General features: G+C 65.0%; 14 protein-coding genes. 11 read left to right on the top strand and 3 right to left on the bottom strand.

Annotated elements, in window-relative coordinates; translation table 11 throughout:
• Positions 1–189 precede the first annotated feature (189 nt).
• The 3 genes from TSA1_RS34605 to ugpB form a co-directional block, all read right to left on the bottom strand.
• Positions 190–1,812: an ABC transporter substrate-binding protein gene (locus TSA1_RS34605; RefSeq protein WP_100180220.1), complete on the bottom strand. Its 1,623-nt coding sequence runs from the start codon at positions 1,810–1,812 to the stop codon at positions 190–192.
• A 303-nt stretch (positions 1,813–2,115) separates the two neighbouring features.
• Positions 2,116–3,063 carry an aminoglycoside phosphotransferase family protein gene (locus TSA1_RS34600; RefSeq protein ID WP_100180219.1) on the bottom strand — a complete coding sequence of 316 codons (948 nt, stop codon included), beginning with the start codon at positions 3,061–3,063 and terminating at the stop codon, positions 2,116–2,118.
• Between the two features lie 150 nt (positions 3,064–3,213).
• Entirely contained in the window at positions 3,214–4,539 is a 1,326-nt protein-coding gene (ugpB, locus tag TSA1_RS34595) for a sn-glycerol-3-phosphate ABC transporter substrate-binding protein UgpB (protein ID WP_174719205.1), read from the bottom strand.
• A gap of 202 nt (positions 4,540–4,741) precedes the next feature.
• Here ugpB and TSA1_RS34590 point away from each other — a divergent pair, with 202 nt between their 5' ends.
• The 11 genes from TSA1_RS34590 (at position 4,742) to TSA1_RS34535 (ending at position 17,369) form a co-directional block, all read left to right on the top strand.
• Positions 4,742–5,752: a TRAP transporter substrate-binding protein gene (locus tag TSA1_RS34590; RefSeq protein WP_100181503.1), complete on the top strand. Its 1,011-nt coding sequence runs from the start codon at positions 4,742–4,744 to the stop codon at positions 5,750–5,752.
• Between the two features lie 6 nt (positions 5,753–5,758).
• A complete protein-coding gene (locus tag TSA1_RS34585) occupies positions 5,759–7,837 on the top strand; it encodes a sensor histidine kinase (RefSeq protein ID WP_245448490.1) in 2,079 nt (692 codons plus the stop codon).
• The gene (locus TSA1_RS34580) at positions 7,807–9,552 is read left to right on the top strand and encodes an ATP-binding response regulator (RefSeq protein ID WP_100180217.1); all 1,746 of its coding nucleotides are present in this window, start codon (positions 7,807–7,809) and stop codon (positions 9,550–9,552) included. The genes TSA1_RS34585 and TSA1_RS34580 overlap by 31 nt, the downstream gene beginning before the upstream one ends.
• Before the next feature lie 10 nt (positions 9,553–9,562).
• Positions 9,563–10,297, top strand: coding sequence for a response regulator (locus TSA1_RS34575; protein ID WP_100180216.1), 735 nt, complete (start codon positions 9,563–9,565; stop codon positions 10,295–10,297).
• Between the two features lie 440 nt (positions 10,298–10,737).
• Entirely contained in the window at positions 10,738–11,349 is a 612-nt protein-coding gene (locus TSA1_RS34570; protein ID WP_100180215.1) for a sigma-70 family RNA polymerase sigma factor, read from the top strand.
• 529 nt (positions 11,350–11,878) lie between these two features.
• The gene (locus TSA1_RS34565; protein ID WP_100180214.1) at positions 11,879–12,577 is read left to right on the top strand and encodes a cytochrome c biogenesis CcdA family protein; all 699 of its coding nucleotides are present in this window, start codon (positions 11,879–11,881) and stop codon (positions 12,575–12,577) included.
• A 32-nt stretch (positions 12,578–12,609) separates the two neighbouring features.
• Positions 12,610–13,173, top strand: coding sequence for a thioredoxin family protein (locus TSA1_RS34560; protein WP_100181501.1), 564 nt, complete (start codon positions 12,610–12,612; stop codon positions 13,171–13,173).
• 102 nt (positions 13,174–13,275) lie between these two features.
• The gene (locus TSA1_RS34555; protein WP_100180213.1) at positions 13,276–14,232 is read left to right on the top strand and encodes a hypothetical protein; all 957 of its coding nucleotides are present in this window, start codon (positions 13,276–13,278) and stop codon (positions 14,230–14,232) included.
• A 93-nt stretch (positions 14,233–14,325) separates the two neighbouring features.
• Positions 14,326–15,300: a hypothetical protein gene (locus TSA1_RS34550; RefSeq protein WP_100180212.1), complete on the top strand. Its 975-nt coding sequence runs from the start codon at positions 14,326–14,328 to the stop codon at positions 15,298–15,300.
• Positions 15,301–15,651: 351 nt separating this feature from the next.
• Positions 15,652–16,245 (top strand): L,D-transpeptidase, encoded by a 594-nt coding sequence (locus TSA1_RS34540; RefSeq protein WP_100180211.1) that lies wholly within the window; start codon positions 15,652–15,654, stop codon positions 16,243–16,245.
• An 86-nt stretch (positions 16,246–16,331) separates the two neighbouring features.
• Positions 16,332–17,369 (top strand): amino acid ABC transporter substrate-binding protein, encoded by a 1,038-nt coding sequence (locus TSA1_RS34535; protein WP_100181500.1) that lies wholly within the window; start codon positions 16,332–16,334, stop codon positions 17,367–17,369.
• Positions 17,370–17,372 lie beyond the last annotated feature (3 nt).

Below are 17,372 nucleotides of genomic sequence, written 5' to 3'. Positions count from 1 at the left end.
TTTTTCCCCCCCCCCTTGGGGGGGGGGGGGGGGGGGGGGGGGTGCCCCCGGGAGAGGTCGGAGTTCGTGGCTACCCCCCTCCCTGCCCCTCCCCCACAAGGGGGGAGGGAATGAGAGAGCTGTGCTCACCTCACTCAAATGTACGCAGTCAACCGATGCCGATGCGTCGCCGACCATCAGCATCACGCCTCACCCCTTCACCAGCGCCCGGTAGTCCAGCCGGCGGTGGAACCAGTATTGATAGCCGCTGATGTTCTTCTGCATCGCGACGTTGACGAAGGGCTGGTAGAGCGGGATGCGCGGGATGTCGGTGAAGGCGAGGTCGACGAAGCCCTTGACGTCCTTGTCGTAGGTGGCGGTGTCGCCGCTTGCTGCCGCGGTGCGCGCGCCATCGATCAGCTTGTCCATCTCCGCCGACTTGTAGCTCATGGTGTTGAAGACGGAATTGTTGCCGTGATAGCACCAGTAGAAGAAGTACTCGGGGTAATCGAGCCAGCCCGAGAACACGTTGGTGAAGAGCGGCATCTCCTTCTTGTTCAATTCGGTGCGCCAGTTGGCGCCGGGCACCTTGTTGATGGTGGTCTTGATGCCGATCTGCGCGAGGCTCTCCTGCACCAGCACGCAGAGCGGCTCGTTGACGCCGGCGAAATTCAGGTCGAACGAGATCGTGGTCTCGAAGCCGCCTGCCATGCCCGCTTCGGCCATCAACGCCTTCGCCTTCTCGATGTCGGTGTTGTATTTGTGCGGCTGCGGCCAGGCGACTTCGGTCGGCTTGTCCTTCGCCGCGCCGAACATCGGGTTCGCGAGGCCGAACATCACGGCGTCCATGATCTTCTGATAGGGCAGCGCATAGGCGACGGCCTGCCGGACCTTCGGATTGTCGAAGGGCGGCTTGGTGACGTTCATGCCGATGTACTGGATGCCGTTGGAGAACGGCAGCGACACCACGTTGAGCTTGCCGTTCGCCTTCATCTCCTGGAAGTCCTTGTTCGGCAGCTCGTAGGAGATGTCGGCATCGCCGCGCTCCAAGAGCGCGCGGCGGTTGCCGGCCTGCGGCACCATGCGCCAGATCACGCGCTTGATCTTCGGCAGCGGACCGCAGACCCAATCGTCGTTGCGCTCCATGATGACTTCGGTGCCGGCGGTCCATTTCGTCACCTTGTAGGCGCCGGAGCCCGCGGTCTGCTGCTTGGTGAATTCGAGGCCCCAGGGGTCCTTCTCGCTGGCGTTCTTCTTCACCAGCTCGGAATTGACGATGCAGGGCACGATCACCGCGAGATCGGGGATCGTCAGCCTGTCCTTCTTCAGGAAGTCGACACGCACGGTGTGGTCGTCGATCACGACGAACTGCTCGGGCTTGGTCAGCGAACCCGCGCTCATCTGGAAGGTCGGGAAGCCGCCGACGCTGACGGCGCGGTCCAGCGACCACTTCACGTCCTTCGCGGTAACAGGCGTGCCGTCGTGGAATTTGGCGTTCTTGCGCAGCTTGAAGGTGACCGACATGTCGTCGATCTTGAACTCCTCGGCGAGCTCGCCCTTGAACTTGTCGCGGTCGTAATAGGGCACGCCGCCGGGGCCGCTCTTCATCTCGTGGCTGATCAGGCGGTCGTAGCAATTCCAGGACACTTCATAGCCGGGCACGTTGGTGCCGACGCCGTGGATGTCGAGATTGTTGGGGCCGCCCTCCGAGACGATCAGCAGCGTCTCCGAGCGGGCATCGGCATAGGCGGTGGAGATCACGGACGGCATCGCCGGAAGCGCCGCTCCGGCGGCCAACCCGGACACGGACTTGAGGAAATCGCGGCGCTTCATGGCAATGCTCCAACGCAAAGGTTTTTGGTTGGAACCGGATTCGCAAGGTTCGTGCCAGAGCTTAACGGCGGTTTACGACCGAGGTACTAGGCTGAAATTGCTATGAAAATCTTGATTTTGGCGGGTCCGAGGCGCGCATCGAGTTCGGGGGTATTGCATACAAAGGTGCAGATTTGCTCATTTAATAAGCTTCATTTGATGGGCGCCCTTCCAATAAGCACCACCGTCATTCCGGGGCGATGCGTACCAAAGTTCGATGCTGCGCGGCGCCCCGGAATGACGAAGAGAGGCTGAGCGCGCCGCTCACCCCGCCCAGATCAGGTCCTGCAACTCGACCAGATCGTTCGCTTGGTCCTGCCAGCCATCGATGCAGACGTGCGCGTTGAGATCGCTGGCGCGGTGCAGCAGCATCAGGGCCATCAGGCGGCGCTTGAGCGCGAAGTCCGGTCTCGCATAGCCGAAGCCTTCGAGCAGGCTCTTCACCCGGCCCGGCCGGCCTGCCGCCATGAAGGCACTTGGCCCGAGCAAATCGTAGTCGCGCCAACCCGCCAACACGTCGCCGAAGTCGAACAGGCCGGCGAGCGACCATTGATCGTCACGGCAGGCGAGCAGGAAGTTTTCCGGAATGTATTCGCCGATCAGGATCACCGGCGGCGCATCCATCGGAATGAGTTCTTGCGCATCGCGCAGGAGATCGTCGAGGCCGGCGAGAAATTTCGGCGCAAGACCGAGACGCGTGTGCCGTGCGCGGCAGCCCTGCATCTGCCGGCGCATGAAATCGTCCCAGCGCGGCTCGATGGCGGCGAGCAGACCGAGCGGGGCGCGCTGGACGCTGGCGATGGTCTCGCCGATCTGGCGCAGCAGACGCTCCTTCTGGTCCTCCGGCAGCTGCGGCCAGACCTCCGAGCCGAGCGTGCCTGTGAGACGTGTGATGACGAGATAGGGCCAGCCGTCGCGCGTCCCTTCCGCGACGATCTCGGGGATCGGCAGATGCAGGCGGCCTTTGAGCTGCGTCAGCGAGCCGCGCTCGGAGACGAATTGCGCGCGCAGCAGCGGCGGGAAGATCTTCAGGATCAGATTTTCGCCGAGGCCGACCACGAGGTTGGTGCCGTTCGCAAACACATGCGGCGCGCTGACGTCGAGGCCGTGGCTGCGCGCGATGTCGAGCGCGATCGGCAGCCATTGCGCGGGATCGGAGCGAAAGGCGCGAAAGCTTTCGGCGTCGGTCGCGTGAGGAAGTGTCATCGACATTGCAAGCCCAATGCGTTTGAGCTCGTCATGCCCGGGCTTGTCCCGGGCATCCACGTTCTTCGGGTGCAGCAAGACGTGGATGGCCGGGACAAGCCCGGCCATGACGATGCGGAAAGGCCTTGCGCTTCAACTGACACAGGCCCCCAGCCTCTATCTATCCGGGCTGGCGCGCTCGAACTGGCGCAGCAGCTTGTTGCCGCGCTCGACGGCGGAATCGAGCGCGGCTTGCGCGCTCTTCTGCCCCGCAAAGGCCTGCTCCAGCTCGTCCTCGATCGCGCCGCGGATCAGGACGAAGGAGCCGAGCCTGATGCCCTTGGAATTCTCCGTCGGCGGATGCAGCGTGATCTCCTCGAACGAGATCGCCGAGCCCGGATTGCGCTCGTAAAAGCCTTGCGCGCGGGTCAGCTCGGAGGCGGCGCGGGTGATCGGCAGATAGCCGGTGTTCTGGTGCCAGGCGGCCTGCACGCCGGGCTGCGACAGATAGGCGAAGAAGCGCGCCACGCCCTTGTATTCCTCGCGCGGCCGGTCGCGCAGCACCCACAACGTGGCGCCGCCGATGATCGAGTTCTGCGGCGCGTCCTTCACGTCGGGCCAGTACGGCATCATGCCGTAGCCGATCTCGAATTTCGAGTTCGCCCTGATATCGGCGCGCGTCGCCGAGGAGCCGATGAAGATGCCGCATTCGCCGCTCTGGAAGCGCGGCTCGGCCGACTGGCCGCGACCGCCATAGTCGAACAGTTTTGTCTTTTGCCATTCGGCGAGCTGGGCGACGTGACGCACGAGGGTGGGATTGTTGATGGTCAATTCCGCGTCGAGGCCGCCAAAACCATTCGCGCGCGTGGCCAGCGGAAGATTGTGAAACGCCGAGAAATTCTCGACATGGATCCAGGACGGCCAGGACGTGGTGAAGCCGCAGGCCGCGCCGCGGTCGCGCAGGCGCTTTGCGGCCGCGCCGAGCTCGGGCCAGGTCTTCGGCGGCGTCTCCGGATCGAGGCCGGCGTCGCGGAACATGGTCTTGTTGTAATAGAGGATCGGCGTCGAGGAATTGAACGGGAACGACAACAGATTGCCGGCCGCGTCGGTGTAATAGCCGGAGACCGCCGGCAAATAGTCGGTCAGCGAGAACGGCTCGCCCTGGTCCCGCATCAGGCTGAACACCGGATAGATCGCGCCCTTGGCCGCGGTCATGGTGGCGGTGGCGACCTCGTTGACCTGGACGATCGCAGGCTGGCTGCGCGAGCGGAAGGCGAAGATCGCGGCGGTCACCGTCTCGGTGTAATTGCCCTTGTAGGCCGGCACGATGCGGTAATCGGACTGCGAGGCGTTGAAGTCGGCCGCGAGCTTCTCGAGCTGCTTGCCGAGCTCGCCGGACATGGCGTGCCACCACGCGATGTCGGTGGCGGCGCGGACTTCACAGCCCCATGCGAGGGCCGTTGAGACGACGACGACCTGCAAGAGGCGCAATGCTGAGATCACGATGGCTCTTCCCGTGTCGCGCGACAAAAGGCGACCGCGCCCTGCTTAAGGCGCGGCATCTGCGGTTTCAACCGGGAATGCGAGCCGGCCGCGCCGCACAATCACGTCGCCGCACCGGGCGGGATGGCCTTCCCTTTACCATCTGCTAGATTGCATTGAACCTTTTGCTCCCGCCATGGACTCCACCACTGAGGGGTTGAGTGTGCCAGTGTTAAGCCGTGCCGAACTCTCGCGGACCGGAATGATTGTCGTCGCGCTTCTGCTTGCCGCAGTCTCGATGAGCATGCGCGCGACGGGCGCCGTCGCGCGCGAATTTCGCGCCGCCGACACCCAGGCCGAGGACTATCCGACCGTCCAGGCGCTGCGCTACATGGGCGCCCTGATCGCCGAGCGCACCAAGGGCCGCCACGAGATCAAGGTGTTCCACTCCCGCCAGCTCGGCGAGGAAAAGGAGACCATCGAGCAGACCCGGGCCGGCGCGATCGACCTCAACCGGACCAATGTCGCCCTGATCGGCAACTTCGTTCCGGCGATGAACGTGCTCGCCATGCCGTTCCTGTTCCGGTCCATCGAGCACATGCAGAAGGTGCTGAACGGGCCCGTCGGCAGCGAGATCCTGAACAGTTTCGAGCCCTACGGCTTCGTCGGGCTCGCCTTCTACGATTCCGGCGCGCGGTCGATCTACAACGGTGTCCGCCCGGTGAAGAGCCTCGCGGATCTCAAGGGATTGCGGATCCGGGTGCAGCAGTCGGAGTTGATGAGCCAGATGATCCGCGCGCTCGGGGCCGAGCCGGTCGAGCTGCCCTACGGGCAGGTGCTCACCGGGCTCGCCAACCATCTGATCGACGGCGCCGAGAACAACTGGCCATCTTTCGTGACGACGGACCATTACAAGCACGCCGGCTACTACACGCTCACCGAGCACACGATGAGCCCCGAAGTGCTGGTGATCTCGCTGAAGGCCTGGCAGAGCCTGTCGCCGGACGACCAGGCGATCTTCCGGGAGTCCGCGCAGCGCTCCAGCCGGTTCATGCGAGAGAAATGGCGCGACCTCGAGGAGCAGTCGCAGCGCAAGGCGCAGGAAGCCGGCGTCACCATCATCAGGGACATCGACCGCAAGCCGTTCGAGGACGCGATGGCCGCCATCTACGCCAAGGCCGGACGCGATCCTGCCGCGGCGGCGCTGATCGAACGCATACGCAAGGTGGAGTGAGCCGCGTTGGCTGCACTTGGACATCACGAGCACGCGGATAGGCCGCCCGGCCCGATCGGGCGGCTGCGCGCGCGTCTCGTCGGCGTGCTGCGGGCGGTGCCGATCCGCTGGCGCATCCTGTCGATCGCCGCGTTGAACTCCGCCGTGGTGGTGGTGCTGGTCGCCATGATCTGGAACGGCGCGCAGGTGCTGGGCTCGGCCTGGGACGACGTGCGCCAGGTGCGCGAATCCGACCGGATCCTGGCGCTGCTCGAAAGCGAGACCGGCCGCCTGCAGAACCTGATCCACCGCTACATCAACCAGCCGAGCCCGGACCTGTTCGCCGAGATCCTGCTGCTGCGCGAGGCGGTGCTGGGCACGCTCTCCAACCGCGCCGCCAAGGACCCGATGCTGGCGGGCTCGGTCGAGGAGCTGGAGCGCACCACCGACCGCTTCCTCAACGGCTTCGGCGAGCTGCGCAGCGTGCAGGCCACCATCGCCAAGACCTATGAGGACCAGGTACAGGGCCCGGCCAGGGACATGGCGGGCCTCTATTCCATCATCGAGGGCGCCACCGGCCATCGCGACGCGCTGATCTGGCCCTCGCTCGGCAAATCCCGCGAGGCCTTCACCGCGATGCTGGTGGCGGCCAATTCCTATTATTTGTCGCTGCAGACGGGCGCGGCCGACGACGCCCGCCGCAACACCGAGACGATCGAGAAGACCATCCCGGTGATGATCGATCTCGCCGACAACGACCTCCAGCGCATGGCGCTGCAGCGGCTCGGGGCCCGCACCGCCGCGCTGCGCGAGGGCTTTGCAAAGCTCTCCGAACAGCTTGCGAGCCGCACCGAGCTGCTCCGCAACACCATCGATGCCAGCCAGGCCGAGGCGATCGGCGCCATCGACGACCTCTCCACCAAGATGCGCCAGCGCGAGCAGAAGGCGCAGGAGACCTTCGACCGCACGCTGGCGGATATTTCGCGGCGGGTGCTGTCGATCGCGGTGATCTTCCTCGGCATCATCCTCACCGCCGGCGTGATGATCGCGCTGTCGATCCGGCTGCCGCTGCAGCAGATCATGACCGCGATGCGCGCGATCACGCTCGGCGACCTCGACCGCGAGGTGCAGGGCACCAAGGCACGCGACGAGGTCGGGGCCATGGCGCGCGCGGTCGAGGTGTTCCGCGAGAACGCGATTGCGAAGCGCGAGACCGAGGACGAGCTGCGCGCGTCGAAAGAGAAAGCCGAGAGCGCGCTGCTCGAGCTCAACACCGCGCAGCAGAATCTGATCGACGCCGAGCGGCTGGCGGCGCTCGGCGGCCTCGTCGCAGGGGTCGCGCACGAGGTCAACAACCCCATCGGCATCAGCCTGACGGTCGCGTCCAGCTTTGCCCGGCGCACGGAAATCTTCGAGGCCCAGCTCAAGGGCGAGGGCGGCCTGCGCCGCTCGCAGCTGGAGGAATTCGTGCAGTCCTCGCGCGACGCCTCGCAGCAGCTCGTCGCCAATCTCCAGCGCGCCGGCGAGCTGATCCAGTCGTTCAAGCAGGTCGCGGTCGACCGCTCCCATGCCGAGCGGCGGCAATTCTCGCTCAGCGAGGCCACCGACCAGATCATCGCCAGCCTGCGCCCGGTGCTGAAGCGCTCGCCGATCACGCTGCAGGTCGACGTGCCCGAGGGGCTCCTGCTCGACGGCTATCCGGGCTCCTATGGCCAGATCCTGACCAATCTCTTCCTCAACGCCGCCAACCACGCCTTCGCCGACGGGCGCGCCGGCACCATCACGATCTCGGCGCGGCCGCGCGGGACCGAGGACATCGAGATCATCTTCACCGACGACGGGGCCGGCATGACCCCCGACGTGCAGCGCCAGGCCTTTGACCCTTTCTTTACCACCCGGCGCAATGAAGGCGGCACCGGCCTCGGCCTGCATATCGTCTATAACCTCGTCTCCCAGCAGCTCGGCGGCCGCATGATGCTGGAATCCAAGCTGGGACAAGGCACTACTTTTCGCATTATCATGCCCCGGGTCGCCAAGGGCGGCGCGCAGAGCACAGAAAGTGACGGGACTTCTCAATGGCCGAACAGGACGATGTCCTCCACCTGATCGACGATACCGGTACCGCGTCGGAGGATAGCAACGCCCGGAAATGGAAGATCGCCGTCATCGACGACGATCCGGCGGTGCATGACGGCACGCGTTTTGCGCTGTCCGACTACAGCCTGAACGGCCAGGGCCTGGAGATCCTGTCGGCCTATTCCGCGGCGGAAGGCCGCAAGCTGATGGCCGAGCACGGCGACATCGCCGCCGTGCTGCTCGACGTCATCATGGAGACCGACGTCGCCGGCCTCGAGCTGGTCGAGTTCATCCGCAACGAGATCAGGAACGAGACCGTGCGCATCATCCTGCGCACCGGCCAGCCCGGCCAGGCGCCGGAGCGGCGCGTGATCGTGCAGTACGACATCAACGACTACAAGGCCAAGACCGAGCTCACCGCCGACAAGCTGTTCACCTCGCTGACCGCGGCGCTGCGCTCCTATCAGCAGCTCGAGCGCATGGTGCAGACGCGGCGCGGGCTCGAGATCATCATCGACGCGGCGTCCACGCTGTACGACTTCAAGTCGATGCAGCGGCTCGCCGAGGGCGTGCTGACCCAGCTGGCCTCGCTGCTCAACGCCGATTGCGCCGGCATACTGGTCCTGCGCGACAATGGCGGCCTCGACCCCGAGCTCTCGGTACTCGCCGGCAGCGGCTGCTACAGCCGCTTCATCGGCACGACGTCGTCGAAGGCGCTCGACCCCGATCTGCGCGCGATGGTGGAAGCCGCCTTCCAGGGCCGCAAGAACGAATTCGCCGACCACCGCAGCGTGATCTATTTGCGCACCGGATCCGGCCGCGAGGTGGTGGTGCTGCTGCAGGCCGAGCGCGAGCTGTCCGAGACCGACCGTTCGCTGGTCGAGATCTTCTCCTCGAGGCTCTCGATCGCGTTCGACAACGTCATCCTCTATCAGCAGCTGCAGGACGCCAACGCGCAGCTGGAGGACCGCGTCGCCCAGCGCACCCGCGCGCTGATGCAGGCCAACCGCCGCCTCTCGGCGCAATGGCTGCGGCTGCAGCGCGCCAACGGCTTCAAGAACGAGATCCTGGGCACCGTCGCGCACGATCTGAAGAACCCGCTCGGCGTCATTCTCGGCCGCACCGAGATGCTGAAGGAGCTGATCTCGACCGGCGCCTCGCAAAGCGGCGTGGTCGCCCAGGTCGACCACATCCGCGACGCCACCAAGCGCCTCACCACCATGGTCGACCATCTGATCTCGGACGCGATGGCCGATGCCTTCGACATCACCATCCGCCGCGAGCCGGTCGACGTCGCCGCGCTGGTCAAGGAGGTCGCCGAGGCCAACCAGCCGCTCGCCGTCAACAAGCAGCAGGCGATCAGCGTCACCGCGCCGTCCAACATCGTCACCATGTGCGACACCGACCGCATCCGCGAGGCGATCGACAACCTGATCAGCAACGCCATCAAGTACTCGCCGATCGGCGGCAAGATCGACGTCGCCGTCAGCCATGAGGGCAACGACACCATCGTCCGCGTCAGCGACGAGGGCGCCGGCCTGTCGCCGGAGGATCTCGGCCGCCTGTTCGGCCGCTTCCAGCGGCTGTCGGCCAAGCCGACCGCCGGCGAGAGCTCGACGGGGCTCGGGCTCTCCATCGTCAAGCGGATCGTCGACATGCATGGCGGCGAGGTGACCGCCGACAGCGACGGGCCCGGCCAGGGCTCGACCTTCACCATCACCCTCCCCGCGACCGAAATGCCGTGATGCAAAGACCATGACCCAAAGCCAGCACATCATGATCGTCGACGACGAGGCCCCGGCCCGGGAGATGGTCGGCGATTATCTCAAGATGCACGGCTTCACCGTGACGCTGTGCGACGGCGGCAAGTCGCTCCGCGCGGCGATCGACGGCGGCATGCCAGATCTCGTCGTGCTCGACCTCAACATGCCCGAGGAGGACGGCCTCTCGATCATCCGCGACCTCAAGAGCCGCATCAACGTGCCGGTCATCATGCTCACGGCGACGGCGAGCCCGATCGATCGCGTCGTCGGTCTCGAGCTCGGTGCCGACGACTACGTGGCAAAGCCCTGCGAGCTGCGCGAGCTGATGGCACGGATCCGCTCGGTGCTGCGGCGGAGCGTGCCGGCCAAGGCGGCGGCGCCGGAGGCGGCGGCGAAATCGGACAAGGAGCAATTGGTACGCTTCGGCACCAAATGGCTCGATCTCGAAGCGCAGGCGCTGCGCGACGACGAAGGCAACGAGCACCCGCTGACCGCATCCGAGTTCGGATTGCTCAAGGTGTTCGCGGCCAATCCGAAGCGCGTGCTGTCGCGCGAGCGCCTGCTGGAGCTCGCCAATGCGCGCGACGCCGAAGCCTTCGACCGCGCGGTGGACCTGCGCATCATGCGCATCCGCCGCAAGATCGAGCCCGACCCGGCCAAGCCCGCCGTGATCCGCACCATCCGCGGCGGCGGCTATCTGTTCTCGCCGCAGGGCGACAAGGCGTAGCCCTCACCCTCCATTGTCGTCCCGGACAAGCGCGCCCCAAGCGCGCGCCGATCCGGGACCCATCATCCCAGGCCGCAGTTTGGCGTGAAAGCGCCCACTCCAAGTCCCCGTAACCACATCGCCCTGTGGGTATGGATCCCGGATCTGCGCTTCGCTTGTCCGGGACGACAGGAGTGTGCGTCGCGCGCCCGAACGCAACAGCTGGAAATACGTTCCAGGCGCCGCCGTCGGCCCCCAAGCCCCCACCCCCGTATTTTCCGTATATTGAAATTCCTCAACTTTTTGCCCCGAATGTTTCGTCGCGCCCCTTCCGACGAAACAATTTGGCGGCGCACGAAACCATTTTCCCCTTTTCGTGCAGACGTCCCGAAACGTTGGCTCATTAACACTTTGGTCCAAGGAAACGCCGCTCGGTTGCGGCGCTACGGGGAGCCAAGACTATGCGGAACGTCATCGCCATCAACGCCCAGGCCAGCCAGAGCATCATCGCCGCTCAGGCGACTTCGGACGACATGCTTCTCGAAAGCATTGCCGACGGCAACCGGACGTCGATGCATATCCTCTATTGCCGGCACAACGTGCGGGTCTATCGCTTCATCCTGCGCATCGTGCGCGATGCCACCACGGCGGAAGACCTCGTCAGCCAGGTATTTCTGGACGTCTGGCGCACCGCCGGCCAGTTCCAGGGCCGCTCGCAGGTCTCGACCTGGCTGCTCTCGATCGCCCGCTTCAAGGCCCTGACCGCGATGCGCCAGCGCCGCTTCGAGGACATCGACCAGGAGGACGTGCGCCAGATCCCTGATGGTTGCGACACGCCGGAGACCTCGCTCGACCGCAGCGATACCAGCGCAATCCTGCGCGCCTGCGTGCAGAAGCTGTCGCCCGCCCATCGCGAGATCATCAACCTCGTCTACTACCACGAGAAATCGGTGGAGGAGGTCGGCCAGATCATCGGCATCCCCCAGAGCACCGTGAAGACGCGGATGTTCTACGCCCGCAAGCAGCTGGCCGAATTGCTTAAGGGCGCCGGCGTCGAGCGTTTCGCCGCCTGACCCAATGATTTCAAAGGGATAGGGCCTGATACCAGGCCCTGCCCCGGAACACGGAAGTGTTACCGCCGACGAAACAATTGAAACAAACCACAACATCAGGCGGAAAAACTTCCCCCCTATAAAGCTCACATACGGTTTCGTTAAACCTCCCAAGACCTCCAGCGACCCGGACGATGCCCCCGTCCGGGTCGTTTTGTATTTGGGGGTGCTCGAAGCTGCCGACCTGGTGTGTGGTGGCCACGTCGAGTGAGGCGGCCACACTCTCTCATTCCCTCCCCCCTTGTTGGGGGGGGCAGGGAGGGGGGTCCACACGGGGAATCTCTCGATTTGCGCGCGACACGATCGCGTAGACCATTTGCTGGGCCACCCTTCTCCCCCGCCCTCCCCCACAAGGGGGGAGGGAGCGGACTGCCGCTGCGGCGGACAGGGTGCCTCACAGAAACAGCAGCCCGTCACGAAGGCGTGACGCGGCGTAACGACCACCCCGCCACACGCGAACTGCCCTCGTGACCTCCACCACGAGTGCCCCATGCTCGACCTGCTCTTCGCCCTCCTCGCCGGCATCCTCACCATCGCTGCGCCCTGCACGCTGCCGATGCTGCCGATCCTGCTCGGCGCATCGATCGGGCGCGCGGGGCATCTGCGTCCCGCGATGATCGCGCTCGGTTTCGTCGTTTCCTTCTCGGTGGTCGCGCTGCTGCTGGGTGCGCTGACGCGGCTGTTCGATTTCGATCCGAATGTGCTGCGCGAGGCGGCGTCGATCCTGCTGCTCGGCTTCGGCCTGTTGATGCTGTGGCCGACGCCGTTCGAATGGCTGTCGATCCGGCTCAATGGCTGGCTCGATCTCGGCAGCGCCGGCGGCGGGCAACGCGAAGGCGCGCTCGGCGGACTGATCCTCGGTACCACGCTGGGCCTGGTCTGGACGCCCTGCGCCGGCCCGGTGCTCGGCTCGATCCTGACGCTGGTCGCGACCCAGAAGAATGCCGCGTGGGCCGGCACGTTGCTGATCGCCTACGCCATCGGCGCTGCGATCCCGATGCTGCTGATCGCCTATGGCGGACAGGCCGCGACCACGCGCGTGCGCAGCCTGGCGCGGATCTCGCCGCGGCTGCAGCAGGGCTTTGGCGTGGTCGTGATCGCCTTCGCGCTTGCCGCCTATTTCCAATACGACACGCTGATCGTGGCGTGGCTCACCGGCTTCTACCCCACCGGCCAGATCGGCCTGTGAACAATCTGCATCTCGAACCGGAGGACTCGCTCATGACTTTCAAACTGCTCGCCGTCTCAGCCGCCCTTGTCGGCCTCGCCGTGACCGGCGCCGTCATCCCCGGCTTCTGCGACGAGGCCGCGCCCGCCGGGCCGATCACCGTCGCCGCCGCCAGCCAGCAATCCGCGCCCGACTTCACCGGCATCAACACCTGGTTCAACTCCAAGCCGCTGAGCATGGCCGACCTCCGCGGCAAGGTCGTGCTGGTCGATTTCTGGACCTATGGCTGCGTCAACTGCGTCAACACGCTGCCGCACGTCACCGAGCTCTACGCCAAATACCGGGACAAGGGCCTGGTCGTGGTCGGCGTGCACACGCCGGAATTCCCGTTCGAGCGCTCCGCCGCCAACGTGCAGGCCGCGCTGAAGCGTCACGGCATCACCTATCCGGTGGCGCAGGACAATGATTCCAGGACCTGGAACGCCTACAGCAACCAATATTGGCCGGCGCAATACATCATCGACCAGAACGGCAAGATCGTGTTCCAGCACGCCGGCGAAGGCCGCTACGACGAGATCGACCGCACCGTGGCGAAGCTGCTCAGCGCGAGCAGCTAATCCCGCGCAGACATCGCGCGGCCGGCTGCGGGTGACGCCCTTGTTGCTTGACTCCACGGACCCGTCCGTGGAGTTTCGCGGCCTAGAAATCAGCCGCCCGCAATGAACACCAGCACCGACATTCGCCTTCGTGAAGGCGCCTCGATCGCAGGGCGGCTGGTCATGTCCGGCTGTGTGTCGGTCGTTGCGCTGTTCTTCACGCCGGGCCTGTTCACGCACGATACCCTGCGATTAGTCATCTCGGTCGTGGCGCTGCTGGTGGGAGCGAGGGTTGTCGCCGGCATCATGATGGCGCCGGCGGTGGTGTGGATCATCACGCCTGACGAGATCCTGATCGGCCAGGAGCGGCCATTCGGAAAACTCCGGACGCGGATCGTGGCTAAGGGCGACATCGCGGAGTTACAGGTCCGTGGCGACAGGGGACACCCTGAGCGCTTCGCCATTTTTCTCAGGCTCGCATCGGGGGATCAACTGACGTCGCCTCGCATCGCAGAGATCACGCACACCAACGAAACCAGTCGCCGGATTGCCGAATTGCTGGGAACATCCCTGAGCGTACCGCCAGCCAATCCCCTGGACGCCACCAACGCGGAGATACGGATCGGCGAACCCGTGCGGAAGTCGGGCCGCGAAGAGGTGAGAATGGGTATCCTGGTCTTCGCGAGCCTCTACACCATTCTTTACGCCTACATGCTCTGGAAAGACCCGTCACCTTCGCTTCCCACGGTGATCTTGCCGCTCATCGGCTACGTCGTTGCCCTCCTCCTCTTTCAGTCTGCGCACAGGTTTGCCGGCGAGTCCTGGATCGTCCGCCATGGTGAGATTTTGATCGAGCGGATATCTCGCAGCGGCGAGCTCTCGGCGGATGCGATTACAGACCGTGACATCGAATCCATTTTCGTCAATCAACCTGACGAGGGCTCTTGCTCCGTTGCTGTCAATCTTCGCAGCGGGAAGACAATGCACAGCCCCGACATTGGGACGGAGACGGAGACGCAAGCGGTGAGCGACGAGATCGTCCGAAGGTTGGGGATCGCCCCGGAGAAGGTGCGCCGATAAGTCCCCTCACCCCGGCCCGGGTGACGCCCTTGTTGCTTGACTCCACGGCCTCGTCCATGGAGTTTTCGCGCGCAACGGAATCAGCCGCCCGCGATGGACGACGCGACCACCAGCACCGACATCCGCCTTCGTGAAGGCGCCTCGATCGCGCAGCGGCTGGTGATGTCCGCCTTTGCCGCGGCCGTTGCGCTGTGCTTCACGCCCGGCCTGTTCACGCATGATACCCTGGAAATCATCATCTCGGTGGTGGCGCTGCTCGTCGGCGCCGGGTTCGTCGTCGGCATCATGATGGCGCCGGCGGTGGTGTGGATCATCACGGCGAACGAGATCCTGATCGGGCGGCAAAGCCCGTTCGGCAAGCTGCGCACGCGCATCGTCGGGAAGGACGACATCGCGGCCTTGCAGGTCCCCGGCAGCAAACGGGTGAAGGCCCGCTTTCAACTCGTCTTCACGCTGACTTCAGGGGAGCGCCTGACCTCGCCGCCGATCTCGGACGTCACGCATGTTCATGACACCGTGGCGCGGATCGCCACGCAGTTCGAGGTCCCCAATGTCGAGGAACCCGTCAATCCGCTCGATGCCAGCAATCCCGAGATGCATCTTGGCGAGCCGATCGAGGCGTTTCCCGCACGGGACATCCGCATCGTCGCGTTGATCGTCGTCGCGTTGTCCGCCGTGCCCTATGCCACCAAGCTCTGGCGCGGATGGCCGCCCAGCCATGTCGACATCCTGCTGCTGCCGCTCGGCGTGCTCGCGGCGTTCGCGGTCTATCGCTACGCCAATCTCGTCACCGGCGCGTTCTGGATCATCCGCGAGGGCGATATCCGTGTCGAACGCCTGTGGGGCGACGGCACGCCGCGCGCGGACCATATCGAGGGGCATGACGTGAAGACGATCACCGTCGACCGCCGCGGCCGGTCCGAGGACGAGCACTGCATCGTCACGATCCGATTGCACTCCGGACGACGGTTTCGCAGCCCGCGGATCGGCTCGCGGGTCGAGGCCCGCGCCGTGGCGACGGAGATCGTGCGGCGGCTGGGGATTCCGGCGGAGAGCAACAAGATCTGACCCGATGTCTATTGGCGCAGAGGATCTGGCCGTGAACTCGGTCTGAGCCTCTCCCGCTTGCGGGAGTGGTCGACGCGTAGCGGCGGGTGAGGGCTCTATCCTCTTGGGGAGTGTCCCGTTGTGGAGACACCCTCTCCCCCGCCCTCCCCCGCACGCGGGGGAGGGAGCGCATCGAGCCCAGCTCTAGGCTTTTCGCGCCATCCCCTGTTTGTGGCATTGCGCCGGCCGCGTCAAAAAACCAAAGCATTCTCGTGACATATCAGGGCGGCGCGCCATCAACTTGCCATGAACTTGCCCCTCAGGTTTGATGGCTTTGAATGATTTGCGCTGTGGCAGCGGGGAGAGCTTGAAATGACGGATTTTCGTCGCCTGACCGGGATGTTCATGGCTGCGGTGGGGCTTATTCTGTCCGCCCCGCAAGCCTCCGCCCAGCAGCCGGACCTCGGCGACGAGCCGGGGCTGGTCGCCGATGACGCCTACCAGCTCGACCCGGAATGGCAGAAGCAGGTGGTCTATTTCCGCACCACCGAGGCGCCGGGCACGATCATCGTATCGACCGCCGAGCGGCACCTCTATCTGGTGCAGCCGGGCGGGCGCGCGATCCGCTACGGCATCGGCGTCGGCCGAGACGGCTTCCAGTGGCAGGGCCTGGTGACCATCACCAACAAGAAGGAATGGCCGGACTGGACGCCGCCGCCGGAGATGATCCAGCGCCAGCCCTATCTGCCGCGCTTCATGGCCGGCGGCCCCGGCAATCCGCTCGGCGCCCGCGCCATGTATCTGGGCACCACGGTCTACCGCATCCACGGCACCAACCGCCCCGATACGATCGGCACCAAGGTGTCCTCGGGCTGCTTCCGTCTCGTCAACAACGACGTCGCCGATCTCTACGACCGCGTCCCTGTCGGCACCAAGGTCGTCATCCGGCAGAAGCCCGAACTGTAATTCCATCGTCGGTGCATGATCCGAACGGGTCATGCTCCGCGCCCTCCTGCCAATCCCCTTTTCCCGATTTTCGAGAGAGCAACATGATGCGCACCTTTCGTGGCGGCCTGCTGATCGGACTCGCCGTCGCCGTGCTGGTCGCCGTTCTGGCCATCATCTATGAATTCTACGATACCCGCACGCTGAAGCGCACCGTCCGCCGCGGCGAGGTGCTGTGCGGCGTCAACAAGGGCCTGCCGGGCTTCTCGTATTCCGAGGACAACAAGAACTGGAGCGGCTTCGACGTCGATTTCTGCCGCGCGGTGGCCGCGGCGATCTTCAACGACCCCGGCAAGGCGAAGTTCATCCCGCTCGATGCCAGCGAGCGCTTCAAGGAATTGCAGAGCCGCAAGGTGGACATCCTCTCGCGCAACTCGACCTGGAGCATGGCGCGCGAGCTCGACTACGACCTCTATTTCCCCGCGGTCGCCTACTACGACGGCGCCGGCTTCATGCTGCCTCGTTCGCGCAACAAGGAGACCTCGCTCGACCTTGATGGCAGCAAGGTCTGCGTGCAGGCCGGCACGACCACCGCGCTCAACGTCGCCGACTACTTCAAAGCCAACAACATGAAGTATGACGAGGTGAAGTTCGACAAGCTGGACGACGTCGTGAAGGCCTACGACACCGGCAAGTGCGACACGTTCTCCGCCGACGTCTCGCAGCTCTATGCGCTCAGGCTGAACCTGACGAAACCCGGCGACCACATGATCCTGCCGGACATGATCTCCAAGGAGCCGCTCGCCCCCGTCGTGCGCCAGCGCGACGACGACTGGATGATGATCGTGAAGTGGACGCTGTACGCGATGATCAACGCCGAGGAACTCGGGGTCACCTCGGAGAACATCGACGAGGCCTTGAAGTCGAAGAAGCCGGAAGTGATGCGCCTCGTCGGCACCGAAGGCAATTACGGCGAGCAGCTCGGCCTCACCAAGGACTGGGCCGTCCGCATCATCCGACACGTCGGCAATTACGGCGAGATGTACGAGCGCAACATCGGCGAGAAGTCCAAGCTGAAGATCCCGCGCGGCATGAACCAGCTGTGGAACGCGGGCGGCGTGCAGTATGCGCCGCCGATGAGGTAACAG

This window comes from Bradyrhizobium nitroreducens (assembly GCF_002776695.1).
In the GTDB taxonomy this organism is placed as follows: domain Bacteria; phylum Pseudomonadota; class Alphaproteobacteria; order Rhizobiales; family Xanthobacteraceae; genus Bradyrhizobium; species Bradyrhizobium nitroreducens.
This window is presented reverse-complemented; position numbering and strand designations above follow the sequence as displayed.